Raw genomic sequence first — 24736 nt, 5'->3', positions numbered from 1 at the left:
ATGCTGGTCCTAGGCGCTCGTCCTCTGGGTCCCCGGGGCGCTCGTCCCCAGCACCCCGGTCATCCGCGCCAGCCGGTGGTACGACTCCAGCTGCAGCTCGCGGTCGTACGTGCTCGTGGTCACCAGCACCTCGTCGGCCGCCGTGCGCACGATGAGCTTCTCCAGGGCCTCGGACACCTGCGGCTCGGTGCCGGAGATGTGCCCGCGCTGGGACTCCTCGAAGAGCGAACGCTCGCGCTCGGGCATCTCGAGGGGAGCGATCTCCTCGGGCGGCATCAGCGGCGGGAACTCGCCGTGGGTGCGGGACCAGGCGGCCGACCAGGCCTCGGGCAGGAGCAGCCGCCGGGCCTCCTCGGTGCTCCCGGCCACCGCGACCGTGCCCGAGACGACGACGTACGGCTCCTGCCCCCACTCCGTGGGCCGGAACAGCTCGCGATAGCGGTCGATCGCGCGCAGCATCCGCTCCTCGCCACGCGCCGCCGCGATCACCAGCGGCAGTCCGAACGCGGCTGCGTGCTCCGCCCCCGCCCCCGTGGCCAGCACGAACGCGGGAATGCGGAGACCTTCCGCCGGCCGTGCGTGCACCCGCGGCCCGGTGGTCCGCTCGTCGGTGAAGTAGCCGAGCAGCTCCTCGAGCTGCGCCCCGAAGTCCTCGGCGGCGTCCTTCTCCCGGCCGAGCGCTCGCCGTATCCCGTCGGTGAACCCGACGGAACGGCCCAGGCCCATGTCGATGCGGCCGGGGAAGAGGGACTCGAGCACCCCGAACTGCTCGGCGACGACGAGGGGCTGGTGGTTGGGCAGCATGACGCCGCCCGTGCCGACGCGGATACGGGAGGTCGCGGCGGCGATGGCCGCGGCGAGCACGGTCGGTGCGGAGCCGGCCACTCCGGGGACGCCGTGGTGCTCCGACACCCAGAACCGGTGGTAGCCCAGGCCCTCGGCCTGCTGCGCGAACCGCACGGTTTCGCGCAGCGCCTCCGGAGGCTCCTCGCCCTGCCGGGTGCGGGAGCGGTCCAGGACGGAGAATCGGGTCGTCGACAGTGCGGTGCTCACGCCTGGAGACAACGCCCTGCCGCTGGGAAGATTCCCGCCCGTCCGCCCGTCCGCCCGTCCGCCCGTCCGCCCGTCCGCCCGTCCGGCCCGGCCCGGACGGGCGGCGGGCGGTGGGGGCGGCCGTGCGCCCGGGCCTCGCCCGGCGCCGTGCGTTCAGGCGATCGCCGCGTCCTTGTCCGTGTCCCCGTCCTCCAGGCCCAGGCACTCGAGGTTCGGCCACCGCTCGTACCACCGCTGGTCCGACTCCAGCTGCGCCGCCAGGGAGATCAGCAGCGGCTCGCTGTTCGCGGGGCCCAGCAGCTGTGCGCCGAGCGGGAGGCCGCCGTCCGCGAAGCCCGCGGGCACGCTGATGCCCGGCCAGCCGAGGACGTTCCACGGCCAGGCGTACGGGCAGGCGGCGATCATCGCCCGGTCGGTGCGCCAGCCGGACAGCGTGATCATCGCGCCGATCCGTGGGGGAGGGGTGGCGGTGGTCGGGGTGAGGACGACGTCGACGCGGCGGAAGATCTCGCCCACGCGCGCGTGGAGCCGCGCCTCGGCGGACCGGGCGAGGCGGAGCGGGCCGCCGCACAGCAGCCGGCCGAGCCGCGCGGCGCTCCTGGTCCGCGGGTCCAGCAGTGTCCGGTCCGGCACACGGGCGCACCAGTCGCGGACCCCGGCCGTCGCGCGCGGCACGAAGGTCAGGCCCACCGGACCGTACTTCGGATCCGCCTGCACCACCTCGTGGCCGAGGGCGGCCAGCCGCTCGGCGACCCCGGTGACGGCCGAGCGGACTGCCGGGTGCAGCGACTTCGGGGTGCCCGTGAAGGCGGGGCGCAGCGACAGCGCGATACGCAGCCTGCCCGGCTCGCGCGACGCGGCGGGGAGCATCGCTTGCGGCGGCGGCCTGTGCAGGTCGCCGGGGTGGCTGCCGCTCGCCGCGTCGAGCAGCAGCGCGGCATCCGCGACCGTACGGGCCAGGGGGCCGATCCCCGTGATCCCGTTGAACGCCTCCTCGTCGGGCCACGTCGAGATCCGGCCGCGCTGCGGCTTGATGCCGACCAGGTGCGTCCATGCGGCGGGAATCCGGACGGAGCCCGCGCCGTCGGAACCCAGCGCGGCAGGCACGAGCCCGGCTGCCACGGCGGCCGCGGCTCCGCCCGAGGAGCCGCCCGGCGTGTGGTCCGTGTTCCACGGGTTACGGGTGTCGCCGAAGGCCGATCCCTCGGTGAAAGGCCACTGGCCGAGCTCGGGCGTGTTGGTCTTCCCGACGACGACGGCCCCGGCGTTCCGGAGGCGCCGTACGGCCTCGCAGTCTGCTTCCTTGACCGGGAACTCGCCGGGGCACCCGAACGCCGTCGGCTCCCCCGCCACGTCCATGTCGTCCTTGACCGCGACGGGTACGCCCAGCAGCGGTGCCCGCTCGCCCGCGGCCAACTTCCGGTCCGCTGCGTCGGCTTCCGCGAGCGCGGCCTCGGCGCGGATCCTGCGGAAGGGGTTGAGCAGGGGCTGAGCGGCCTCGATGGCAGCCAGGGACCGCTCGACCAGCGCGCGTGAGGACACCTCGCCCTCGGCGAGCGCGCGGGCTTGCTCCGCCAGGCCTTGCGACAGTGCAGGGGACACGGACCGCACCTCGTCTTCCGACGCTGCTGTTTCGATACGAACAGTAGCGCTGGAGATGCCGTTCACGCGGCAGGCCAGGCGGCGTTGGCGTCGTCCGCCGGTATGGACTCCCCGTCCGGCAGCTCCGGGCGGTGCGGGCAGCGCGGTGGCGGCGGGCGGCCTCCGGCGCGGAGTCAGCCCCCCGACCGGTCCGCGGACCGCCAGTCCCCGCCGTCGTGCGTCGAACCGGTCCCGCGGGGGCCAGGTGCTCTCCTCGGTCAAAGATCGCTCGATCCGGTCGATCACCCGGCCAGCACGCGAGTGCGGCACTCCGACGGCGTTCCCCAGGCGGCGCGCAGGGCGCGTGCCTTGCGGATCCAGAGCGAGAGGTCGTACTCCGCGGTGTATCCGATCGCGCCGTGCAGCTGGAGCGCGGTCCTGGCGGCGGCGTACGCGGCCTCGCCCGCGGCCGCCTTCGCCGCGGCGACCTCCGCGCCCACACCGCCCGTGCCCACACCGCCCCGGCCCACACCGCCCGTGCCTTCTCCACCCGTGCTTGCGGCCAGTGCCACCGCCGCTCCGTACAGCAGCGGCCGCGCGAACTCCAGCCCCATCAGCGCGTCGGCCAGCTGGTGCTTGACCGCCTGGAATGACCCGATGGCGGTGCCGAACTGCGTGCGCTGCTTCGCGTACGCCACTGTCCGCTCGACCAGCGCAAGCCCGGTGCCCAGGGCCTGCGCCGCCGTGGCGAAGGCGGCCCACTCGGCGGCTCGCGCGGCCGCCTCCCGCACCGCGGGCCCGGTCGCCAGCAATGCGCCGCCGTCCCGCAGGCGGGCGAGTCGCCGCACCGGATCGAACGACGGCTGGACGGAGCCGTGTCCGGCCGACAGCCGCAGCTCCTCGCCGGTCGCGGCGAATGCGGCGTCGGCGCTGTCGGCGTCCAGTGCGTACGGCCCGCTCCCGAAGCCTCCGAAGTCATCGAAGCCACTAGGGCACCCGGACCCGCCCCGGCAGCCCCCGGACCCGCCCGAGCCCCCTGGCCTGCCCGAGCCCCCAGCCCCGCCCGAGCTCTCCGACCTGCCCGGCACCGACAGCGTCGCCACCGCGTCTCCCGAGGCGATCCGCGGCAGCCAGTCCTTCGCGACCCCCACCGCGTCTGCCGACCCCGCCGCCCCGCCTGCCGCCCCGCCCGCCTCCGCCAGCCGCCCCAGGAGCACAGCCGCGGCGACCGTCTCGACCGCCGGACCCGGCACCGCATGCCGCCCCAACTGCACGAAGGCGACCGCCAGTTCCACCGGCAGCGGACCCACCCCGTCGTACGCCTCGGGCACGGCCAGCGCGAAGACCCCGGCCTCCGAGAGCCGCCGCCACAGCGCCCGCCCCGCCGCAGGATCCCCTGTCGCCCACGCCCGCGCCGCGCCCGGCGCGTCCACCGAGCCCAGCATCCGGTCCAGCGCGCGGTCGAAGTCGCGCTGCCCCTCGTCAAGAAGGAACCTCACGAGCTCACACCCTCATAAAGCTCATAAACCTCATAAACCACGACCTCACCGTCGCCCCTTCGGCAGGCCGAGCAGCCGCTCGGCGATGATGTCGCGCTGGATCTCGTTCGTGCCCGCGTAGATCGGCCCGGCGAGCGAGAAGACGTAGCCCTCGGCCCAACTGCCCTGCGCCGGCGCCTCCTCCGCCTCGCCCGCCAGCTCGCCGTACGCCCCGAGCAGGTCGAGGGCGGTCTCGTGCAGGGCGACGTCCAGCTCGGACCAGAAGACCTTGTTCAGGCTCGACTCGGCGCCGATCGACCCTCCGGAGGCGAGGCGCGAGGCGCCCGCGTACGCGAAGAGCTGGTACGCGCGGGCGGCGATCACCGCGTCCGCGACGCGGTCGCGCAGCGCCGTGTCCGCCGGATCCGCGCGCTCCCGCCACAGCCCGACGAGCCGTTCCGCGGCCGCCGTGAACCGGCCGGGGCTGCGCAGGGTCAGCCCGCGCTCGTTCCCCGCCGTGCTCATGGCGACGCGCCACCCCTGCCCAGGCTCGCCGATGACGTCCGCGTCGGGCACGAAGACGCCGTCGAGGAACAGCTCGGCGAAGGCGGGCTTACCGTCCAGGCGGCCGATGGGACGCACCGTCACACCCGGCGCGTCCAGCGGGAACATCAGATACGTCAGCCCGCGGTGCGGCCGGTCCGCGTCGGAATCGCTGCGGAACAGCCCGAAGGCCCGGTCCGCGAAGGCCGCGCGCGACGACCAGGTCTTCTGGCCGCTCAAGCGCCAGCCGCCTTCCGTCCGCACCGCCGTGGAGCGGAGCGAGGCGAGGTCGGAGCCCGCCTCCGGCTCCGACCAGGCCTGCGCCCAGATCACCTCGCCGCTCGCCATCGGCGGCAGGATGCGGGCGCGCTGCTCCTCGGTGCCGTGCTCGAAGAGGGTGGGCGCGAGCAGGCTGATGCCGTTCTGGCCGACCCGGCCCGGCGCCCCCGCCGCGTAGTACTCCTCCTCGAAGATCAGCCACTCGACGAGCGAGGCGCCCCGGCCGCCGTACCGCTCGGGCCAGGAGGCCACCGACCAGCGGTCCGCGAAGAGCGTGCGCTCCCATGCCCGGTGCGCAGCGAACCCCTCACCGGTTTCCAGGGAGGGCAGAGGGTCGTCCGGCACATGCTCGGCGAGCCAGGCGCGGGCCTCTTCCCGGAAGGCCCGCTCCGCGGCGGAGAAGTCGAGATCCATCGGGCCCCTCACCACGCTTCCCTAACAAGTGTTTGGTAGGTTAGCGTGTTGTTGTGACCGACAACAAGGCACAGGCGCGGTACGTCCCGGGACACGGGCTGCTCACCGGCCGTACGGCGGTGATCACCGCGGCCGCGGGCGCGGGAATCGGCGGGGCGACAGCCCGCCGCTTCCTGGAGGAGGGCGCCCGCATCGTCATCGGCGACGCCCACGCCCGCCGCGTCAAGGAGACGGCCGAGGCGCTGGCCGGGGAGTTCGGAGCCGGACGCGTCGCCGGGGTGCCCTGCGACGTGACCGACGAGCAGCAGGTCGGAGCCCTGTTCGAGCTCGCCGAGGAGCGCCACGGCCGCCTCGATGTCGTGGTCAACAACGCCGGTCTCGGCGGCACGGCGGATCTCACCGAGATGACCGACGAGCAGTGGCACAAGGTCCTCGACGTCACGCTGAACGGCACCTTCCGCTGCACCCGGGCCGCCCTGCGCCGCATGCGGGCCGCCGACTCCGGTGGCGTCGTCGTCAACAACGCCTCCGTCGCCGGCTGGCGCGCCCAGCGCGGCCAGGCCCACTACGCCGCCGCCAAGGCCGGAGTCATGGCCCTGACCCGGTGCGCCGCCGCCGAGGCCGCGGCCTACGGGGTACGGGTCAACGCCGTGTCCCCGAGCCTCGCCATGCACCCGCACCTGGCGAAGGTGACCACCCCGGAGCTGCTGGAGGAGCTCACCGGGCGCGAGGCGTTCGGCCGCTGGGCCGAGCCCTGGGAGGTCGCCAACGTCATCGTCTTCCTCGCCAGCGACTACGCGTCCTACATGACCGGCGAGACCGTGTCCGTCAGCAGCCAGCATGCGTAACGACAATGGCCTTGTGAGCCACGTGCCGAAGAACAGCAAGAAGACCGCCGAGGGCGCCCCGCCGCCCGATCGGCGCAGGGAACTCCTGGCCACCGCGGCCGAGGTGTTCGCAGCCCAGGGCTACAACGCCACCACCGTCCGCAAGATCGCGGACCAGGCGGGGATGCTCGCGGGCAGCCTCTACTACCACTTCGATTCGAAGGAGTCGATCCTCGAGGAGATCCTCTCCACCTTCCTGGACGAGCTCTGGGCCGGGTACGACGCCGTACTCGCCGCGGACCTCGGCCCCCGGGAGACCCTTGAGGCCCTCGTCACCGAGTCCTTCCGGGAGATCGACCGCCACCGCGCCGCGGTCGCCATCTACCAGAAGGAGTCCAGGCACCTGTCCGCCCAGCCCCGCTTCCACTATCTCGCCGAGTCCCAGCGGAAGTTCGAGAAGGCGTGGCTCGGCACCCTGGAGCGCGGAGTCGCCGCCAAGGCGTTCCGCGCCGACCTGGACGTCCGACTCACCTACCGCTTCGTGCGCGACACCGTCTGGGTCGCCGTCTCCTGGTACCGGCCGGACGGGCAGCACAGCCCCGAGGAGATCGCCCGCCAGTACCTGTCGATGGTGCTGGACGGCATCGCCGTACGGGAATGACACCTTCATCAGACGACCGGCGGAGGAGCAGCAGCCATGGCCGAGGCATACATCGTCGAAGCGGTACGGACTCCGGTCGGCCGCCGGAAGGGCGGGCTCGCCGCCGTCCACCCGGCCGACCTGGGCGCCCACGTGCTCAGGTCACTGATGGAGCGGTCCGGCGCCGACCCGGCGGCCGTCGAGGACGTCGTGTTCGGCTGCCTGGACACGGTCGGGCCGCAGGCCGGCGACATCGCGCGCACCTGCTGGCTGGCCGCCGGGCTCCCCGAGGAGGTGCCGGGCGTGACGGTCGACCGGCAGTGCGGCTCCTCGCAGCAGGCCGTGCACTTCGCCGCCCAGGGAGTCCTGTCGGGCACCCAGGACCTGGTGGTCGCGGGTGGGGTGCAGAACATGTCGCAGGTGCCCATCGCCTTCGCCTCGCGCCAGGCCGCCGAGCCGCTGGGCCTGACCGAGGGTCCGTTCGCCGGGTCCGAGGGCTGGCGGGCCCGCTACGGCGACCGTCCGGTCAACCAGTTCTACGGCGCCGAGCTGATCGCCGAGAAGTGGGGCGTCTCGCGCCGGGACATGGAGGAGTACGCGCTGCGCTCCCACCAGCGGGCGGTGCGGGCCATCGACGAGGGCCGGTTCGACCGCGAGCTCGTGCCGTACGCGCGCGTGACGGCGGACGAGGGCCCGCGTCGCGACACGTCGCTCGAGAAGATGGCCGGGCTGAAGCCGGTTGTCGAGGGCGGGCGGCTGACGGCGGCGGTCTCCTCGCAGGTCTCGGACGGCGCGGCAGCGGTGCTGATCGCGAGCGAGCGGGCCGTACGGGAGCACGGCCTCACCCCCCGGGCCCGCTTCCACCATCTCTCCGTACGCGGCGAGGATCCGATCCGGATGCTCACGGCGCCGATCCCGGGCACGGCGTTCGCACTCAAGAAGACCGCTCTCACGCTGGACGCCATCGACCTGGTGGAGATCAACGAGGCCTTCGCCTCCGTGGTGCTGGCCTGGCTGAAGGAGACCGGCGCCGACCCGGACCGGGTCAACGTCAACGGCGGCGCCATCGCCCTCGGCCACCCGCTGGGCGCCACCGGCGCCAAGCTGATGACCACGCTGCTGCACGAACTGGAGCGCACCGGCGGCCGTTACGGCCTGCAGACGATGTGCGAAGGCGGTGGCCAGGCGAACGTGACGATCATCGAGCGGCTCTGATCAGGCGGTGGTCAGGCGGACGTGACGATCAGCGAGGAGCGCCGAGGCCGGCGAGCGCGTCCAGCCTCTCGTACGCCTCGGCCATCACGCGGTCCACCAGCTCCGCGCAGGACGGCAGGTCGCAGAGCAGCCCGGCGACCTGTCCCGCGGCCATCACCCCGAGGTCCGTACGGCCGTCCACCATCGAGGCCTTCAGCAGCATCGGGGTGTTGGCCGCGAGCAGCACCTGGCTCCAGGTGAGGTCCTTGCCGCGCCGCAGGGCCAGGCCGTCACGGACCATACGGGCCCAGCTCAGCCCGGAGACCTTCCTGAACGCGGATGCGTGCCGCAGGGATCGCAGAAGGGCAGCCGAACGGCCGGACGTCTCGAGGGAGTCGACCAGGTCGCTGCGCAGCATCCGGTGGGGGAGGCCGTCGACCTTGGTGGTGACGGTCACGTCCTTGACCGTGGCGGCGAGGTAGGCGGCCTTGACGGCGTCCGGGACGGTGCTGTCGGAGGTCAGCAGGAAGCGGGTGCCCATGGCGACGCCCGCGGCCCCGTAGGCGAGCGCGGCGACCAGACCGCGGCCGTCGAAGAAGCCGCCCGCCGCGACGACCGGGATGTCCACGGCGTCGACCACCTGCGGGAGCAGGACGCTCGTGGCCACCTCGCCGGTGTGGCCGCCGCCCTCGCCGCCCTGCACCAGCACGGCGTCCGCGCCCCAGGAGGCCACCTTCTCGGCGTGGCGGCGGGCGCCGACGGAGGGGATCACGACCACCCCCGCGTCCTTGAGGCGGGCGATCAGCTCGCGGGAGGGCGCGAGGGCGAACGAAGCGACCCGTACGCCCTCCTCGGTGATGACGCGGACGCGGTCGGCGGCGTCGCCCGCGTCAGCCCGCAGATTGACGCCGAACGGGGCGTCCGTACGGGATTTGACCTCGCGGACCGCCGACCGGAGCCCGTCCGGCGTCATGGTGGCCGAGGCGAGGATGCCCAGGGCACCCGCGTTCGCGGTCGCCGACACCAGCCGGGGACCCGCTACCCATCCCATGCCGGTCTGCACGATGGGGTGCCTGACCCCGGCCAGTTCGGTGAACGCCGTCTCCAGGGTGCGGTCCGCGGTGTGGTGCGCGGTGTGGTGCGCGGTGCGGTCGGCGGTGCGGCCTGTGGTCCGGCCGGTCACGCCCGCACCTCGCGGTCGCGCCACCCCTGGGGGTCGATGACCTCGCGGATCAGCCGCAGCTCCTCGCCCGTGGGCTCCCGCGTGTCCGGCACGCCACCGTCCGGCGCGGCGAGTGGAAAGCCCGTCGCCTCGCGGACCTGGTCGACCGTCACGCCGGGGTGTACGGACCGGATGCGCATGCCGCGGTCCGGCGTCCCGAAGTCGAGGACCGCGAGGTCGGTGACGACCCGCCGGATGTCGTGGAAGCGGGTCGCGGACGGCCCGGCTGCGGCCGCGCGGTCGTAGCCGACCCCGCACACCATGTCGACCCGCTCGACGAAGACCCGGGGCGAGTGCCGCGGCACCCAGTAACTGGTCGGGTTGTTGAGGGTGTTGACGGGCGCGCCGCGCACGCCCAGCAGCTGCCGGGGCGGCCGGGACCAGTCGCCGATGCAGGAGATGTTCTGGTTGCCGTGGCGGTCGATCTGGCTCGCCCCCATCATCACGTGCCGCCTGCCGCCGGTGACCATCGCCAGATGCCGGCGGTAGGGCAGCCAGCCCTCGGTGACCTGGGACGTGCCACCCATCGCGGGGACATCGCCCATGAGCATCGCCTCGCCGTCGGTGAGCAGCAGTTCGGGCGCGAAGGTGAGTCTGGCCAGCCGTGCGCCGATGGCGGGCACCGTGCCCATGGGACTCGCCAGGATCTCACCGTCCCCGCGCCAGGCCTCGGCGCAGGCGACCACGCAGTACTCGGCCCTCGTCGCCGCAGCGGCCGTCGTCGTGCTGCCACTGTCGTGGGTCATCGCTGCTCCTCATGCCATGCCGCGACGGCGGACTGGTAGGCGCTCTCGGTGCCGCCGGACAGAAAGCGGCCGGTGAACGCGGCCCAGGCGGTCGGGTCGGCGGCGGCCGTCGCGTACGCCTTCTGGAAGGGCTCGTCGCGGTCGTAGTCGGGGGCGCAGGAGGTGAAGTGCGCGCCGTTCGGAGCCTCGATCACGCCGGTGACCGCGTGGCGCTGGACGAGCAGCGTCTGAGCCCCGCCCGCCTTGGTGAGCTCGGCGCTGTCGACGACGCGTTCGCAGGAGACGTACGCGCTGTCCGCGGCCTCGCAGAAGAGGTCGTCGAAGTACGGGTCGGGGCCCAGGTACTGGCCGTTGCCGTATGCGTCGGCCCGGCCCAGGTGGACGAGCGCGGCGTCCATCCGCAGAGCGGGCACTGCGACGAACTCCTCGCCGTCCTCGTACGGCGAAGTGACCGTCCGCAGCTCCGGGTTGACCCGCATCACGTCCGAGCCGAGGCCCGCCCGCACCGGCATGAAGGGCACCCGGTGCGCGGCCGCGGTCAGCCCCCACATGACCATCGCCTCGTCCAGCTCCGTCAGCTCGAAGGCGCCGCGCTGCCGGGCGGCGCGGAAGTGCGGTTCGAGGGGGATCGAGTCGAGGGTGGCGAAAGCCGCCACCAGCCTGCGGATCCGCCCCGCGGCGGCCAGCAGTCCGACGTCCGGGCCGCCGTAGGAGATCACGGTCAGGTCGGTGACGGCCGAGCGCAGCAGCGCCCGTACGAGGGCCATCGGCTTGCGCCGCGAGCCCCAGCCGCCGATGCCGATGGTCATGCCGCTCTCGAGGCGACCCACGGCCTCCTCGGCGGTCATCCTCTTGTCCCTCAAGACGCCTTCCCCTCGCTGCCGAAGGCGTTCCGGACCCGGTCCGCCACTTCGCTGAGGTTCGCCTCGAAGGTGAAGCCCTGCTCGAAGCGGTAGCTGCGGCGGACGTCGACCGGGTCGATGCCGTTGATGGCCGCCTTCGCGAGACGCAGAAGCGAGCCGTCCTTGGCGGCGATCTCCCGGGCCAGTTCCAGCGCCGCGCCGAGCAGTTCGCCGCGCGGCACGACCCGCCACACCGAGCCGTGCCGGTGCAGCTCCCCGGCGGTCGCGGTGCGCGAGGTGTAGTACAGCGCGCGCATCAGGTGCTGCGGGACCAGCCGCGAGAGGTGGGTGGCCGCGCCGAGTGCGCCGCGGTCCAGCTCGGGGAGGCCGAAGACCGCGTCGTCGCTCGCCACGATCGCGTCCGCGTTTCCGGCGAGGCCGATGCCCCCGCCCAGGCAGTGGCCGTGCACGGCCGCGACGACCGGCACCTCGCAGTCATAGACGGCGGAGAACGCCGCGTCACACCCGCGGTTGGCGCCGATCAGCGCGTCATGGCCCCGGTCGCGCTGGATCTCCTTGATGTCCACGCCCGCGTTGAAGCCGCGGCCGCCCGCGGCGAGCACCACGCAGCGCACCCCGTGGTCGCGGCCCGAGGCGGTCACGGCAGCCGCCAGGTCGTACCAGCCCTGCACGGGCAGGGCGTTGACGGGTGGGAAGTCGACGGTGACGACGGCGATGCCCTTCTCCGGGCTCGCGGTGGAGACACCCATGAGCGGATCAGCTACCTTTCCACCAAACATTTGTTAGGTGGACGGTAGCAGCGGTTCGCGGGCCGCGGGAGGTGCGCGTTGGGTATCACGCTGGATCTGGAAGGGCGGGTCGCCGTCGTCACCGGCGGGACGAGGGGAGTGGGCGCCGGGATCGCCCGGGCCTTCCTGAGAGCCGGGGCGGAGGTCGTCGTCTGCGCGCGCAGGCCACCGGAGACGGCCGTCGAAGAAGCCGGCCGCACGGCGGAGTTCGCGTCCGTGGACCTGCGGGACGGCGAGGCCGTACGGGACTTCTTCGCGCGCGTGGCAGCCGACCACGGCCGCCTCGACGCGCTGGTCAACAACGCGGGCGGCACGCCGTACCGGCCGCTCGGCGACGCCGGTGCCGCCCGCCACGCGCGCGTGCTCGAACTCAACCTGACCGCACCGCTGACCGCCTCCCTCGCCGCGTACGACGTGATGCGGCGGCAGCGGGCGCCCGGCTCCATCACCATGGTCGGCAGCGTCAGCGGGTCCCGCCCCTCGCCCGGGACGGCCGCCTACGGCGCGGCCAAGGCCGGACTCGAACACCTTGCCCGTTCCATGGCCGTGGAGTGGGCCCCGGCGGTACGGGTCAACACCCTGGTGCCCGGCATGGTGCGCACGGAGTCCTCCCCTCTGCACTACGGGGACGAGGACGGCGTCGCGGCCGTCGCCCGGACGGTGCCGCTGGGACGGCTCGCGGAACCTGCCGAGATCGGCGACGCCGCCGTCTTCCTCGCCTCCGACCGCGCCGCCTACATCACCGGCGCGAGCCTTCTCGTCCACGGGGGAGGGGAACGCCCCGCCTTCCTCGACGCCGCAACCGTCAACAGGGAGCAGTGACATGTCCGGAATCCGCACCGGAATCTGCAGCGGGCGCGTCGTCGCCGTGACGGGCGCGGGCCGCGGTCTCGGGCGCGCCCACGCGCTCGCCTTCGCCGCCGAGGGAGCGAAGGTCGTGGTCAACGACCTCGGGGTCGGCCTCGACGGCTCGGGGGCCTCGGGCGGGCCGGGGCAGGGGGTCGTCGGCGACATCGCCGCGCTGGGCGGCGAAGCGGTCGCGCACGGCGGGGACATCGCCACCGCCGACGGCGCCGCCTCGCTCGTCGCCACCGCGCTCGACGCCTTCGGGCGCCTCGACACGCTGGTCAACAACGCCGGGTTCCTCAGGGACCGGATGCTGGTCAACCTCGGCGAGGACGAGTGGGACGCCGTGATGCGCGTGCATCTGAAGGGCCACTTCCTGCCGCTGAAGTACGCCGCCGCGCACTGGCGCGCCGAGGCGAAGGCAGGCCGTACGCCGCGGGCCCGGGTCGTCAACACCAGCTCGGGCGCGGGGCTTCTCGGCAGCGTCGGCCAGGGCAACTACTCGGCAGCCAAGGCCGGGATCGTCGGGCTGACCCTCGTCGCGGCCGCGGAGCTGGGGCGGTACGGCGTCCAGGTCAACGCGATCGCCCCGGCCGCCCGCACCCGTATGACCGAGCGGACGTTCGCGGAGACGATGGCCGCACCGGGGGACGGCGGATTCGACGCGATGGCGCCGGAGAATGTGTCGCCGCTGGTCGTCTGGCTCGGATCCGGTGCCTCGGAGGGGGTGACGGGCCGCGTCTTCGAGGCGGAGGCGGGCCGCATCACGGTCATGGAGGGCTGGCGCCCCGGCCCCACCGCGGACAAGGCCGCCCGCTGGACCCCCGCGGAGGCGGGGGAGGCCGCGTACGAGCTGCTCGCCCGGTCGGAGACCCCGCAGCCGGTCTACGGGGCGCAGCCGTCGTCCTGACCGCCCCCGGCACCGTCCTGCCCCGGCCGCCGGCACCGGCCGTGCGGGCCGGCCCCCGCCCCGGCGCCGCCCCGCCGGTCAGTCGTCGCCCACGGCCTTCTCCCAGCCCGCGGCCACGACTTCCTTGGCCTTGGTGGTCTGCTCCTCCGTCGGGAATCTCGGCGCGCCCTGGACGGCCGGCAGCCAGGCGGCCGCGATCTCGTGCAGCGTCCCGTTCTCCTTCATGGCGTCCATCAGGACCGGGCGGGCGTAGCCTTCCAGCCGGAGGTTCTGGCCCTCCTCGCTGAAGATGTACTCCTGCCACAGGCGCGCGGCCGCCGGATGCGGGGCGTCCTTGTTGATCGCCAGTGAGTAGTACTCCGCGTAGAGGCCGTCGGTGGGGACGTTGACCTGCCAGTCCATGTTCTTGTCGCGGAACGTGTCGGCGTAGCTGGTGTTGAGGTAGTCCCAGTCGACGGTGATGGGCGTCTCGCCCGTCTCGACGGTGGCCGGCGTCGACTGCACGGGGTTGAAGTTTCCGGCCTTCTTGAGTTCGGCGAAGAAGTCCAGGCCCGGCTCGATGTCATCCAGGGACCCCTCGTTCGCGAGCGCGGCCGCGTATACCCCGGCGAACGCGGACCCCGCCTCGGTGGGGTCGCCGTTGAGCGCGACCTTGCCGCTGTACTCGGGCTTGAGAAGGTCGGCGAAGTTCTGGGGGCACACGTCGACCTGCGCCGCGTCACAGCCGATCGAAATGTAACCGCCGTAGTTGTTGTACCAGCGCGCCAGCGGGTCCTTCTGGACCTGCGGGATCTTGCTGTAGCCGGCGACCTTGTAGGGGGCGAGCAGATCCTGCTCGGCCGCGGACTGGGCGAAGGAGCGGCCGACGTCGAGCACGTCGGGGGCGTCCTCCTGGCCCTTGTAGAGCTTCACCGCCTCGAGCTCGTCCTGACTCGTGCCGTCCGGCTGCGCAACCTTCACCTCGATCCCGTACTTGTTGGTGAAGCCGTCGATCAGAGCGCCGTAGTTCGCCCAGTCGCGGGGGAGGGCGATCGCGTTGAGGGTGCCCTCCTTCTGCGCCGCCGCTACCAGGGCGTCCATGCCACCCGCGTCCTCCGCGGAGGAGGCCGTCTTCACGTCCTCGCTGCTGACGACGGGGGTGGCTGTCCCGCAGGCAGTGAGGGTGAGCACCGAGAGGGCGACGAAGCAGGGAAGGGCGGCGGCGCGGGCGGCGTGCGGGTCAATCACAGAAGCTCCCGGTTGCAAAGGCCATTCGAACAACGTCGGCATTAGCCAGGCCGTCAATGTCGTGCGCGCGAACAACTGGTTAATTCCGCCGGGAGATTGGCGGGCGGGTCCACGTGGGCCGGGACCGTCCGCACCTCCCGCGGCAGGCGTCGCGCAGAGCTGGTCCAGGCCGTTGAAAGCCGGACGACGCACCACGTCGGGCGCCAGCCACCCCGTATTATGGGCGGGACGCACCGCGGTACGGCCACCCGAGGAGGAAACTTCTCGAGATGGCAGCGACTGACAGCCGTTCGCGGGTGGGCAGAAGCCGGGCCTTCACACGTCCGTCGACCGCAGTCCGGGCCGCCGCCCGTCGCACTTCACGCCCGCGTAGCCGGGCCGGTCAGGCCGCCAGCAGCGACACGATGGCCGGGCCGAAGGCCACACCGAGCAGATAGGACAGGTTGAACATCCCTATCGCCGTCGGACGGTGGTCGTCGGGGACGGCCGAGGTGGCGTGTACCGCGAACACGCCCTGGCCCGAGGCCGCCGCGACCGAGGCGACGGCCTGGGCGATCAGAAGGACGAGCGACCAGACGCTGAAGCCCGCCGTCACGGGAGCCACGATGCCCATGGCGATGAGCACGGAAGTGATCAGACGGCGGTCCGTCCGGGCGGAGGCGGCTACGACGAACCACGACAGCGTGCCTCCGAGCAGCAGCGGCCACACCATGGCGACCCCGATCTCGCTGGGTGTCCATCCCGTGTGCCGCGCCAGCTGTTCGGGGATCGCGTAGATCAGTCCGAAGTTGACCACCGCCAGGGAGAAGGCGAGCCCCGCGGAGAGCAGGAACTGGGGCGTGCGAACCAGCACGGCGGGCACGAAACCGTCCTGCCGGACGCGCAGGTGCAGACCGAGGAGCACAGCAGCCACGATCGAGCAGGCGCCTGCGGCCGCCGGCCGGTGGGGGATGAAGACCAGCGCGGTGACCAGCACCGTCACGAGTGCCGCCCCGACCGGGTCGAACCGGTTCCGGGATATCGCGCCAAGCGGCGCGCGGCGGAGGACGGCCGGCACGGCGAGCACGCTCAGGATGGGGAGGGCGAGGGCGAATTGCCAGGAGAGAAGGTCGGTCACGAGTGACCCGACCAGTGGGGCGGTCGAGCCGACCACGGCGAGCGAGGCGGTGACGACCCCCATCCTGCGGGCCGAATCCGTGAGGCTCATGGCCGTCGCGGTCAGGCCGGCGGTGCCCAGCGCCTGCAGAGCACTGCCCAGAACGAGCGACGGCAGTGCGGGAATGGTGACGACGAGGATCGCCCCGGCCGGCACGAGCAGACCGCAGGTCGTCAGCGCGACGCGTGTACCCCGGTGGCTGAGCAGCCCGGCCATCAGCGGCGTACCGACCGCGATGCCCCAGCCGAACGCCGTCACCGTCCAGGTCGCAGAACCGACCGAGACACCGAGGTCCAGCGCCATGTCGTCAAGGATGAGGGCGGGGCCCGCGATACCGAAGGAGAGGGGCCCGGCCAGGAGGGCGAGCCAGAGGGCGGGAATCCGGCCCGGGCTGCGCGCGGGCCGGGCCTCTTCGGCGGGATACGAGGCGCCTGGACCGGCAGATGTGTCATGCATCGGTACTCCAAGGCAGCCGGGCCGGGCTCGCCGCAGGGGCCTTCGGCCAGTTGACAACTGGTCATGACGCTAAGGGCGCGGAGGCACAGGCCGAATCGGTAAGGCTTCTGCTCCGGGATACGTAGTTTCCGGTCCCACCGCGCCGTCCGATACCGAAGCCGACAGACCTGACGAGGTACGGACCGGGGCTTTGCTCCCCCGCCCGCGGCCCGGAAAGCATCTGGCCTGTAGCGGGCTCGGGTCCCCTTTCACCGCCCCTGTCCTTCAGTCATGCAGTCATGCAGAACCTCGACGAGAGGAACGAGCGAAATGTGCGGACTTACCGGCTGGGTGAGCTACTCGCGCGACCTGACTCAGCAGGCGGAACCGGTGCCGGCCATGACCGAGACGATGGCATGCCGTGGTCCGGACGCCCGGGGAATCTGGACGTCGCCCCGCGCCGTGCTCGGCCACCGCCGGCTGGCGGTCATCGACCTCGAGGGCGGCAAGCAGCCGATGCCCGTCACGGAGCGGGACGAGGGCCTTCCGGTCATCACGTACACCGGTGAGGTGTACAACTACCGGGAGCTGAAGGAGGAACTCATCGGTCTGGGCCATGAGTTCCGCACGACCAGCGACACCGAGGTCGTCCTGCACGCCTACCTGGAGTGGGGCGAGGAGTTCGCGGAGCGGCTCAACGGTATGTACGCGTTCGCGATCTGGGATCCGCGCACGGAGGAACTGCTCCTGGTCCGTGACCGCATGGGCGTGAAGCCGCTCTTCTACTACCCCACTCCCGACGGTGTGCTCTTCGGCTCCGAGCCCAAGGCCATCCTCGCCCACCCCGAGGCCGAGGCCGTGGTGGACGCCGAGGGGCTGGCGGAGATCTTCGCGATCCTCAAAACCCCGGGCCATGCCGTCTTCCGGGGGATGCACGAGGTCGTTCCGGCCACCGTCGTCCGCTTCAACCGGCAGGGCCACAGCGTTCGTGAGTACTGGAAACTCGAGGCGCGTCCGCACACCGATGACCTCGACACCACGGTCTCCCGCATCCGTGAGCTGCTCGATGACATCGTGGAGCGCCAGCTGTTCGCCGACGTCAAGGTCGGCACGCTGCTCTCCGGCGGTCTGGACTCCAGCGTGGTCACCGCGCTCGCCGCGAAGATCCTCCGGAAGCACGGCGTGCAGAACCCCATCGACGCCTTCTCCATCGACTTCAAGGGCCACAAGGAGCGCTTCCAGGCGGACACCCTGTGGGGCGACCCGGACATTCCGTTCGCGATCGAGGTGGCCGACCACATCGGCGCGGACCATGTGAACCACGTCATCGTCGAGTTGCGGAACGGGGACATCCTCGAATCCGCGGTGCGCGACCACGTCCTGCGGGCCCAGGACCTGCCGGTCTCGACCGGCGATATGGAGCACTCGCTGTATCTGCTGTGCAAGGCGCTGAAGGAGCGGGTGACGGTCGCGCTCTCGGGCGAGGCCTCGGACGAGATCTTCGCCGGCTACACCTGGTTCCACGACCCGGAGGCCGTGGCGGGCGACACCTTTCCGTGGCACCACCCGTGGTCGAAGCTCGGCGGGATGGACACGCTCAAGGAGATCGGTCTCTGGGACCGGCTGGGGCTCACCGAGTACATCGAGAAGCGGTACGTCGACGCTCTGGGTGAAGTCCCGCGCCTGGAGGGCGAAACCGGCCACGAGGCGCGGATGCGCGAGATCAGTTACCTCAACATCAGCCGCTGGGAGAACTTCCTCCTGGACCGCAAGGACCGGCTCAGCATGGCGGCCGGACTCGAGGTGCGCGTGCCGTTCACCGACCACCGGCTGGTGGAGTACGTCTTCAACACCCCGTGGGCGATGAAGAGTTTCGACGGCCGCGAGAAGAGCCTGCTGCGCGCCGCCACGGCGGATCTGCTCCCGGAGTCGGTGCTGCAGCGCAAGAAGGCGTCCTATCCGTCCACACAGGACGAGGTCTACGTACGGGCTCTGCGGGAGAAGGTGCAGGACCTGCTGGCCGACGGCGCGCCGGTGCAGCAGATCGTGCCCAGGGAGGCCATCCAGAAGCTGCTGGACAAGCCGTTGGAGTCCTACCGCGTGCGGGCCGGCCTGTGGGGCGTGCGAGCCGTCATGGAGCGGCTGGTCGAGTTCAACGCCTGGGTCACCGAGTACGACGTACGCGTGGAGTTGTGACCGCTGCGGAAGGCGAGCTGCGGAAGGCGATGCGGGGCGGGCCGCTCTCGGCCCGCCCCGCGCTCTGCGTCTTCAGGTCCGCTCTGATCAGCCGTCCAGGGTCGGGTAGTCGGTGTACCCGCGGTGGTCGCCGCCGTAGAAGGTGGCCGGGTCGGGCGCGTTGTACGGGCCGCCGGCCTTGATGCGCGCGGGCAGGTCGGGGTTGGCGAGCCAGAGCGAAGCGAAGCTGACCGCGTCGGCGAGTCCCTCGTCCAGCACCGCGGAGGCGGACTCGGGGGTCACCGAGGTCTCCTCCGGGGTCGCGTGCGGGTTCAGGATCAGCGTGCCCGGCCACTCCGCCCGGACCAGCTTGGTGATCTCCCGGCTGCCGAACTCCATCACGTGCACGTAGGCCAGACCGTAGGGCGCCAGCGCACGGATCAGGGCGGTGTAGAGCTCCTTGGGGTCGCTCTCGCTGATCCCGTTGGCCGTGTGGGCGGGCGAGATGCGGATGCCGACCCGCTCCGGGCCGATCGCGTCCGTGACGGCCCTGGCGACCTCGACGGCGAACCGGATCCGGTTCTCGATGGAGCCGCCGTAGGCGTCGGAGCGCTGGTTGGTGTTGTCGGAGAGGAACTGGTGGATGAGGTAGCCGTTGGCGCCGTGCAGTTCGACCCCGTCGAATCCGGCCTCCATCGCGCTCTTCGCGGAGGCGACGAAGTCCTCGACGGTCTGCGCGATGTCCTCGAGTGTCAGGGCGCGGGGGGTGGGGTGGTCCAGCATCCCGTCGGGGGTGAAGATCTGCTCGCCCGAGGCGATCGCCGAAGGGGCCACCGGCAGCGCGGCGTCCGGATAGAGGCTGGGGTGACCGATCCGGCCGGAGTGCATCAGCTGGACGAAGATCCGGCCGCCGTCGTCGTGGACGGCGTCGGTCACACGGCGCCAGGCGGCGACGTGCGCGGGCGCGTGGAGGCCGGGGGTGTCGATGTAGCCCTGGCCGATCACGCTGGGCTGGGTGCCTTCCGTGATGATCAGGCCGGCGGCGGCGCGCTGCGCGTAGTACTCGGGCGCCAGGTCGCCCTGCACCCCTTCCGGGGCCCGGGACCGGGTCATCGGGGACATGACGATGCGGTTGGGCAGCTTCAGTCTGCCGAGGGTCAGCGGCTCGAAGAGGTTTTCCATGGTGCCCTCCGTGGGTGAATTGACTGGTCATGACGCTAGGAGCGGAGCGGCACCGGTCGAATCGGTAAGGTTTCTGCTCAGGGGTACGTAGTTTCTGGCCGCGTGCTTACTGGGGCGGCTACTGAGAAGCGGAAGGTCGTGGCTCGTGCTGTTTGGCAGGTCCACCGAGCAGGCACAGCTCGAAGGGCTGGTCACCGCGGCGCGAGGCGGCCGCAGCGGCGCCTTGGTGCTGCGCGGTGAGGCGGGGATCGGCAAGACGGCCCTGCTGGACTGGGTGGAGCGTTCGGCGTCCGGGCCGGGTCTGCGCGTGATGCGGGTGACGGGCATCGAGCCGGAAGCGGACCTCGCGTTCGGCGGCCTGGTCCAGTTGCTGTGGCCGGTCCAGCACCGCCTGGGCGCACTGCCCGTTCCGCAGGCCGACGCCTTGCGGGCCGTGCTGGGTTCGGGCCTGACGCGAGGACAGGACCGGTTCCTCACCGGCCTGGCCGTGCTCACCCTGCTCGCGGACCTGGCCGAGGAAGGCCCGGTGCTGTGCCTGATCGACGATGCCCAGTGGCTCGACCAGGCCAGCGCGGAGGCGCTGCTGTTCGCGGCCCGGCGGCTCGCCGCGGAGCGTGTGGCGATGCTGTTCGCGACGCGAGAGGAGGGGTTCCCCGCTCCCGGGCTCACCGAACTCCGGCCGTCCCGGCTGGACCGCGGGGACGCCACGCGCCTGCTCGCCGGCAGTGGACTGGCACCGGTCCTGCGTGATCAGGTCATCGCCGAATCCGCCGGGAATCCACTTGCGTTGATCGAGTTCGCGGCCGCGCAGCGGGATCATCCCAGCGGGTCCATGCCGCTGCCGGTGGCCGACAGGGTGCTGTCGTCGTTCCGTGCCCAGATCGGCCGGCTTCCCGAGCGGACGCGACTGACGATGCTGATCGCGGCCGCCGAAGGGCGGGGCAACCTTCCGCTGCTGCTGGGGGCGGCACAGTCGTTAGGTGTCGGCCTGGATGATCTCGAGGACGCCGAACGGGCCGGGCTGATCCAGGTGACGGAGAGCACCGTGACCTTCCGGCATCCGCTGATCGGAACCGCCGCCTACCAGGGCGCGGTCCTGGCCCGGCGGGTAGCCGTCCACCGGGCGCTGGCCGAGGCGGCCGAGGACCCTGACTGCCGGGCACGGCACCTCCCTTCGGCGACGACGGAACCGGACGAATGCATCGCGGCCGAACTGGTGGCGGCGGCCGAGCGGGCCAGGGGCCGCACCGCGTACGCCGCCGCGGCACACCTGTATCAGCACGCCGCTCGGCTGGCCCCCGCCCGGCAGGACCAGGCGCGCTGGCTGGGTGAGGCGGGCGCGGTGGCCCTTGCGGCGGGTCAGACCGCCCAGGCCGCGGATCTGGTGGAACAGGCCGAGTGCCTTGTCGACGAGCCCAAGACGCAGGCCGAACTCGCCCCGGTCCGGGCGGCCGTGGTGTTCGAGCTGGGCGAGCAGGGTCAGGCCGCCCGCCTGCTGATCGACCGTGCTGCCCGGACCGGCCCCGAGCATGCCGCGGCCATGCTCCGCACCAGCGTGACCTACGCATGGCTCTCCGGCGACCCGGCCCTGGTGCGCGCCGCCGCCCAGCGGCTGGAGACCATGGGGCACCCCGACGTGATGGCGGAGGGCCTGGCGCACCTGGTCGACGACGACTACGCTCGTGGCCTGCCGCGCCTGGCGGAGTTTCTCGCGCAGGCGCGCGGGGGCACCACGATCGCTGAGGAAAGTGGCGCGCGGATGCGGGCCATCTACAGCGGCCTGATCCTCGGAGATGACACCGCGACTCTGGAGCTGGCCGCCAGTGAAGTGGAGCGCTGCCGCAAGCAGGGGCTGATCGGCGCGCTGCCGCAGGTGCTGCAGGCCCTGGCGCAGACTCAGGAGCGGGCCGGGCTGCACCGGGACGCCGAGGCGTCCATCGCCGAGGCGATGGACATCGCCCGGGACACCGGCCTGCGCCGGCGCCTCGCCTGGCTGGGTGGCGTAACGGCACGGATCGCCGCGATCGAGGGCGACGAGGACCGGTGCCGCCGCCTGGCAGAGGAAGCGCCGGCTGCGGGCAGGGCGGCGAGCGACTGCGCACTGAGTCTGCTCGAGCTGGGACTCGGGGACCACGAAGCGGCGTTGCGCCGGCTGGAGGCCGCCCGGCCCGGCACCGAAGGTCATGCGGCGATGCTCATGGCCGCTGTCGGCGACCAGATCGAGGCCGCGGTCCGGCTGGGACAGCCGGGACGTGCCGAGCGGCCGCTGCACCGGCTGGAAGCGTGGGCGCACGCGGGGGAGCAGCCGTGGGCCCGGGCGGTCGCCGCGCGGTGCCGGGCGCTGCTGAGCGGTGAGGAGGAGCACTACGCGCAGGCGCTCCGGCTGCACCAGTCAGGCGGCAGGCCGTTCGAGCGGGCCCGTACGGAACTGCTCTACGGCGAGTGGCTGCGCCGGGGCCGTCGCCGGAGCGACGCCAGGATGCCGTTGCGGTCGGCGCTGGAGGTCTTCGAACGGCTGCGGGCCAAGCCGTGGGCCGAGCGGACCCGGGCCGAACTGCGGGCGACCGGCGAATCCGGCGCGGCGATGGGGCAGGCGACCGCGGCGAACCTGATCGACCGTCTGACCCCGCAGGAGCTGCAGGTGGTGCGGCTGGCAGCCGAGGGCAGCAGCAGCCGCGAGATCGCCGCTCAGCTGTTCCTCAGCCCGCGGACGGTAGAGCACCATCTGTACAAGGCCTACCCCAAGCTCGGCATCGGATCGCGCCGGGAACTCGCCCGCCTCAACCTCACCTGACGTGGAGAGGCACGTTTTCCGTCAGATCGCGGCAAGGGCGAGGCCGGCGATGCGGTGCGCCGCCTCGGGGCCATAGGCGGCCCGAATACCGGCGACCAGGGCGTCGGTGGCGACCCGGTAGCCCTGCGGTCCCGCGGTCCCCGTCGCGGCGGCGGCCAGTGCACAGCCGAGCTGAGCCGCCGCCTCCGGCGGCAGCTGCCGACCGACCCCGGCCAGGAAGCCCGCGCGGAAGGCGTCGCCCGCTCCGGTGGGGTCCGCTGCGGTGGCGTCCGCTGCGGAGCGGTCCGCCGTCCGGTGCGGCGTCGCCGCCCGGACATGGCAGGGGCGCCGGCCTGACCGGTCGATGCGGACGCCCGCGGGTCCGACGGTGATCCAGGCACCCACGCGGCCGAGCACGTCGGCGTGCCGCCAGCCGGTGTGTTCCAGCAGCAGCGCGGCCTCGTACTCGTCGGTGAACAGCCAGCGGGCGCCCGCCACCAGATCCCGGACCTGTGTGCCGTCCAGCCGGGCGGGCTGCCCGTACGGATCGGCCGCGAACGCGATACCCAGGTCGCGGCAGTCGGCGGTGTGCCGCAGCATCGCCTCGGGGTCGCCCGGAGCAATGAGCACCAGATCCAGCCCGCCGCAGTGCTCGGCCACCCGCTCGATGCCGATGTCCCGGGCCTCCGGCATCGCGCCCGCGTAGAACGTGGCGATCCGGCCCTTCTCCTTGTCGGTCAGGCACATGAGCCGCGCGGTGGGCCGGTGCCGGCTGATGTGCACGTGATCGGTGTTCACCCCGTGCTTCTTCAGCCACAGCTCGTACTCGGCGAAGTCACGGCCCGCCGCACCGACCAGCACCGGAGCCAGCCCGAGCTGTCCCAGGCCGAAGGCGATGTTCGCGCCGGCCCCGCCCCGCCGCACGTCCAGATCGTCGACGAGGAAGGACAGCGAGACATGTCCGAGTTCGCCGGCGATCAGCTGATCGGTGAACTTTCCGGGGAAGGCCATCACATGGTCGATGGCTATCGAGCCCGACACGGCCAGGCGCACGTCAGCTGCCCGGGGCCGTGCTCACCGTGTTCGCGGTTCCGGCTTTGACGAGTTCGAGGAGCCGGAACTCGACGGTGCGGTCCTCGAAGGTGCGGGAAGCGCTGTTGATTTCCTTGATGCGCAAGCCCTCTTCCTCGGCGAAACGCTCGATGAGCGCGCGGTTTCCGCGGCTGTTGAAACCGAGGAACAGCCGGCCGCCCTCGGTCAGGCGCCCCGGCCCTTCACGGAAGTAGGTGCGGTGGGAGGCATAGCCGCGGTCGAGAATGGACCACTCGATGTCGCGGGTATAGGTGAAGTCCTCCGGCGCCTCGACCGCGTTGGAATTCCAGAAGATCACGTCGAAGCGGTCCTCCGGGCTCAGTGCCGAGAACATGTCGCTCCCCATGGCGCGTACGCGGTTGGCGACGCCGTGACGGGCGGCGTTGCGCCGGGTGTTCTCCACGGCCGCCGTGCTGATGTCGAGCGCGGTGACCCTGCGGCAGCCGTTCAGTGCGCCGTAAACCGCGGTCACGCCGGCGCCGCAGCCCATTTCCAGCAGAGAGCTCCCCTCGGGGTAGGGAAGCCAGCTGGAATACGCCTCGGTGGACGGCGAGTGGAAGGGCGCGAAAACGCCGGGGTGCAGATCCCAACGCAGGCCCAGGAGTTCGAACTCCATGGGCTGTTCCGTGGTGTCCTCGTGTTTGGCCGTCTCAGAAAACCCGACGTCGAGGTTGTCCGAGTGCGTCGTTCGCTGCGCCATGATTCTCCCTCGCTCGGCTGGTCCGGCCAGCCTTGCGCCTCGGCGCCGCGGGGGTCACCCGCCCCGGCTGTTATGTGTCATGTCCCGCCGGCTACTCGGCGGCGAGTTCCCGGGCGAAGTGCAGTGCGGCGATCGACATGCGCCGGGCGTGGTAGAAGCGGTGGGCCCCGTGGTTGGTCACCCCGGAGTCGAGTTCGATGCGTACGCAGCCGGCGCGGCGGGCCCGTTTCTCCAGCTCCTCCATGAGCCGCGCACCGACCCCCGCGGAGCGCACCTCAGGAGCGGTGACCAGATCGTCGACGAACAGCAACCGGCCGCGGCTCGTCGCCAGCACGCGGTGCGCGGCCACCCCCACGCATCGGCTGTCCTCGTCGTAGGCGGCGGTGAACACCAGGCCCTGCCCGTGCGCCTCCGCCGCGAACTGTGCGAAGCCCTCCGCGCTGAGCGCGGGCCGCAGTGTACGGATCAGCTTCCCGACGTCGGCGGCACGACCGGCGTGGTCCGGCGGGACATCAACAATGACCAACTCCATGGCCGGCATCCTAGGATGGCTGCGCCACGTGCCCGCGGCCCACCACCCGTGCCCGGAAGGGGACTTGACACATCCGGCCC

General features: G+C 72.3%; 21 protein-coding genes. 7 read left to right on the top strand and 14 right to left on the bottom strand.

Annotation, left to right across the window (positions count from 1 at the left end; translation table 11 throughout):
* Positions 1-9: 9 nt before the first annotated feature.
* The 4 genes from ACTWQC_RS08245 to ACTWQC_RS08230 form a co-directional block, all read right to left on the bottom strand.
* Positions 10-1053 (bottom strand): LLM class flavin-dependent oxidoreductase, encoded by a 1044-nt coding sequence (locus ACTWQC_RS08245; protein WP_443314901.1) that lies wholly within the window; start codon positions 1051-1053, stop codon positions 10-12.
* 153 nt (positions 1054-1206) lie between these two features.
* Positions 1207-2655: an amidase gene (locus tag ACTWQC_RS08240; protein WP_443314900.1), complete on the bottom strand. Its 1449-nt coding sequence runs from the start codon at positions 2653-2655 to the stop codon at positions 1207-1209.
* A 281-nt stretch (positions 2656-2936) separates the two neighbouring features.
* Positions 2937-4133 carry an acyl-CoA dehydrogenase family protein gene (locus tag ACTWQC_RS08235; RefSeq protein WP_443314899.1) on the bottom strand — a complete coding sequence of 399 codons (1197 nt, stop codon included), beginning with the start codon at positions 4131-4133 and terminating at the stop codon, positions 2937-2939.
* Positions 4134-4178: 45 nt separating this feature from the next.
* Complete coding sequence (locus ACTWQC_RS08230) at positions 4179-5348, bottom strand: acyl-CoA dehydrogenase family protein (protein WP_443315091.1); 1170 nt, start codon at positions 5346-5348, stop codon at positions 4179-4181.
* A gap of 53 nt (positions 5349-5401) precedes the next feature.
* Here ACTWQC_RS08230 and ACTWQC_RS08225 point away from each other — a divergent pair, with 53 nt between their 5' ends.
* Genes ACTWQC_RS08225 through ACTWQC_RS08215 form a run of 3 tightly spaced genes read left to right on the top strand, consistent with a single transcriptional unit; the run spans position 5402 to position 8030 of the window.
* Positions 5402-6196, top strand: a complete 795-nt coding sequence (locus ACTWQC_RS08225; RefSeq protein ID WP_443314898.1) for an SDR family oxidoreductase — start codon at positions 5402-5404, stop codon at positions 6194-6196.
* Between the two features lie 22 nt (positions 6197-6218).
* Positions 6219-6836 (top strand): TetR/AcrR family transcriptional regulator, encoded by a 618-nt coding sequence (locus ACTWQC_RS08220; RefSeq protein ID WP_443315090.1) that lies wholly within the window; start codon positions 6219-6221, stop codon positions 6834-6836.
* Positions 6837-6872: 36 nt separating this feature from the next.
* Complete coding sequence (locus ACTWQC_RS08215) at positions 6873-8030, top strand: acetyl-CoA C-acetyltransferase (protein WP_443314897.1); 1158 nt, start codon at positions 6873-6875, stop codon at positions 8028-8030.
* 28 nt (positions 8031-8058) lie between these two features.
* On the opposite strand, the gene ACTWQC_RS08210 is transcribed toward ACTWQC_RS08215, so the two are convergent.
* The 4 genes from ACTWQC_RS08210 to ACTWQC_RS08195 all read right to left on the bottom strand — a co-directional run bounded on the left by ACTWQC_RS08210 (position 8059) and on the right by ACTWQC_RS08195 (position 11589).
* The gene (locus tag ACTWQC_RS08210; protein ID WP_443315089.1) at positions 8059-9117 is read right to left on the bottom strand and encodes an NAD(P)H-dependent flavin oxidoreductase; all 1059 of its coding nucleotides are present in this window, start codon (positions 9115-9117) and stop codon (positions 8059-8061) included.
* A 71-nt stretch (positions 9118-9188) separates the two neighbouring features.
* Entirely contained in the window at positions 9189-9977 is a 789-nt protein-coding gene (locus tag ACTWQC_RS08205) for a CoA-transferase subunit beta (RefSeq protein WP_443314896.1), read from the bottom strand.
* Entirely contained in the window at positions 9974-10825 is an 852-nt protein-coding gene (locus ACTWQC_RS08200) for a CoA transferase subunit A (protein WP_443314895.1), read from the bottom strand. Before ACTWQC_RS08200 ends, ACTWQC_RS08205 begins: the two co-directional genes overlap by 4 nt.
* Positions 10826-10836: 11 nt before the next feature.
* The gene (locus ACTWQC_RS08195; protein WP_443314894.1) at positions 10837-11589 is read right to left on the bottom strand and encodes an enoyl-CoA hydratase family protein; all 753 of its coding nucleotides are present in this window, start codon (positions 11587-11589) and stop codon (positions 10837-10839) included.
* Positions 11590-11667: 78 nt separating this feature from the next.
* Here ACTWQC_RS08195 and ACTWQC_RS08190 point away from each other — a divergent pair, with 78 nt between their 5' ends.
* Together ACTWQC_RS08190 and ACTWQC_RS08185 are read left to right on the top strand one after the other, a co-directional pair.
* On the top strand, positions 11668-12450 hold the full coding sequence (locus ACTWQC_RS08190; protein ID WP_443314893.1) for an SDR family oxidoreductase: 783 nt from the start codon (positions 11668-11670) through the stop codon (positions 12448-12450).
* A gap of 1 nt (position 12451) precedes the next feature.
* Entirely contained in the window at positions 12452-13384 is a 933-nt protein-coding gene (locus ACTWQC_RS08185; RefSeq protein WP_443314892.1) for an SDR family oxidoreductase, read from the top strand.
* Between the two features lie 78 nt (positions 13385-13462).
* Here ACTWQC_RS08185 and ACTWQC_RS08180 read toward each other — a convergent pair whose 3' ends face one another.
* The gene (locus ACTWQC_RS08180) at positions 13463-14611 is read right to left on the bottom strand and encodes an ABC transporter substrate-binding protein (RefSeq protein WP_443314891.1); all 1149 of its coding nucleotides are present in this window, start codon (positions 14609-14611) and stop codon (positions 13463-13465) included.
* 382 nt (positions 14612-14993) lie between these two features.
* Positions 14994-16223, bottom strand: a complete 1230-nt coding sequence (locus ACTWQC_RS08175; protein WP_443314890.1) for an MFS transporter — start codon at positions 16221-16223, stop codon at positions 14994-14996.
* Positions 16224-16532: 309 nt separating this feature from the next.
* On the opposite strand from ACTWQC_RS08175, the gene asnB reads away from it, so the two are divergent.
* Positions 16533-18398, top strand: a complete 1866-nt coding sequence (asnB, locus tag ACTWQC_RS08170) for an asparagine synthase (glutamine-hydrolyzing) (protein WP_443314889.1) — start codon at positions 16533-16535, stop codon at positions 18396-18398.
* An 87-nt stretch (positions 18399-18485) separates the two neighbouring features.
* On the opposite strand, the gene ACTWQC_RS08165 is transcribed toward asnB, so the two are convergent.
* Positions 18486-19559, bottom strand: coding sequence for an alkene reductase (locus ACTWQC_RS08165; RefSeq protein ID WP_443314888.1), 1074 nt, complete (start codon positions 19557-19559; stop codon positions 18486-18488).
* A gap of 145 nt (positions 19560-19704) precedes the next feature.
* Between ACTWQC_RS08165 and ACTWQC_RS08160 the strand changes: the two genes are divergently transcribed.
* Positions 19705-22353 (top strand): ATP-binding protein, encoded by a 2649-nt coding sequence (locus tag ACTWQC_RS08160; protein WP_443314887.1) that lies wholly within the window; start codon positions 19705-19707, stop codon positions 22351-22353.
* 21 nt (positions 22354-22374) lie between these two features.
* On the opposite strand, the gene ACTWQC_RS08155 is transcribed toward ACTWQC_RS08160, so the two are convergent.
* From ACTWQC_RS08155 to ACTWQC_RS08145, 3 genes are all read right to left on the bottom strand, one after another.
* Positions 22375-23385, bottom strand: coding sequence for a PfkB family carbohydrate kinase (locus ACTWQC_RS08155; protein WP_443314886.1), 1011 nt, complete (start codon positions 23383-23385; stop codon positions 22375-22377).
* Position 23386: 1 nt separating this feature from the next.
* On the bottom strand, positions 23387-24124 hold the full coding sequence (locus tag ACTWQC_RS08150; protein WP_443314885.1) for a methyltransferase domain-containing protein: 738 nt from the start codon (positions 24122-24124) through the stop codon (positions 23387-23389).
* Between the two features lie 91 nt (positions 24125-24215).
* Positions 24216-24656 (bottom strand): GNAT family N-acetyltransferase, encoded by a 441-nt coding sequence (locus tag ACTWQC_RS08145; protein ID WP_443314884.1) that lies wholly within the window; start codon positions 24654-24656, stop codon positions 24216-24218.
* Between the last annotated feature and the right edge of the window lie 80 nt (positions 24657-24736).

Source organism: Streptomyces sp. 8N616 (genome assembly GCF_052246385.1).
Taxonomy (GTDB): domain Bacteria; phylum Actinomycetota; class Actinomycetes; order Streptomycetales; family Streptomycetaceae; genus Streptomyces.
This window is presented reverse-complemented; position numbering and strand designations above follow the sequence as displayed.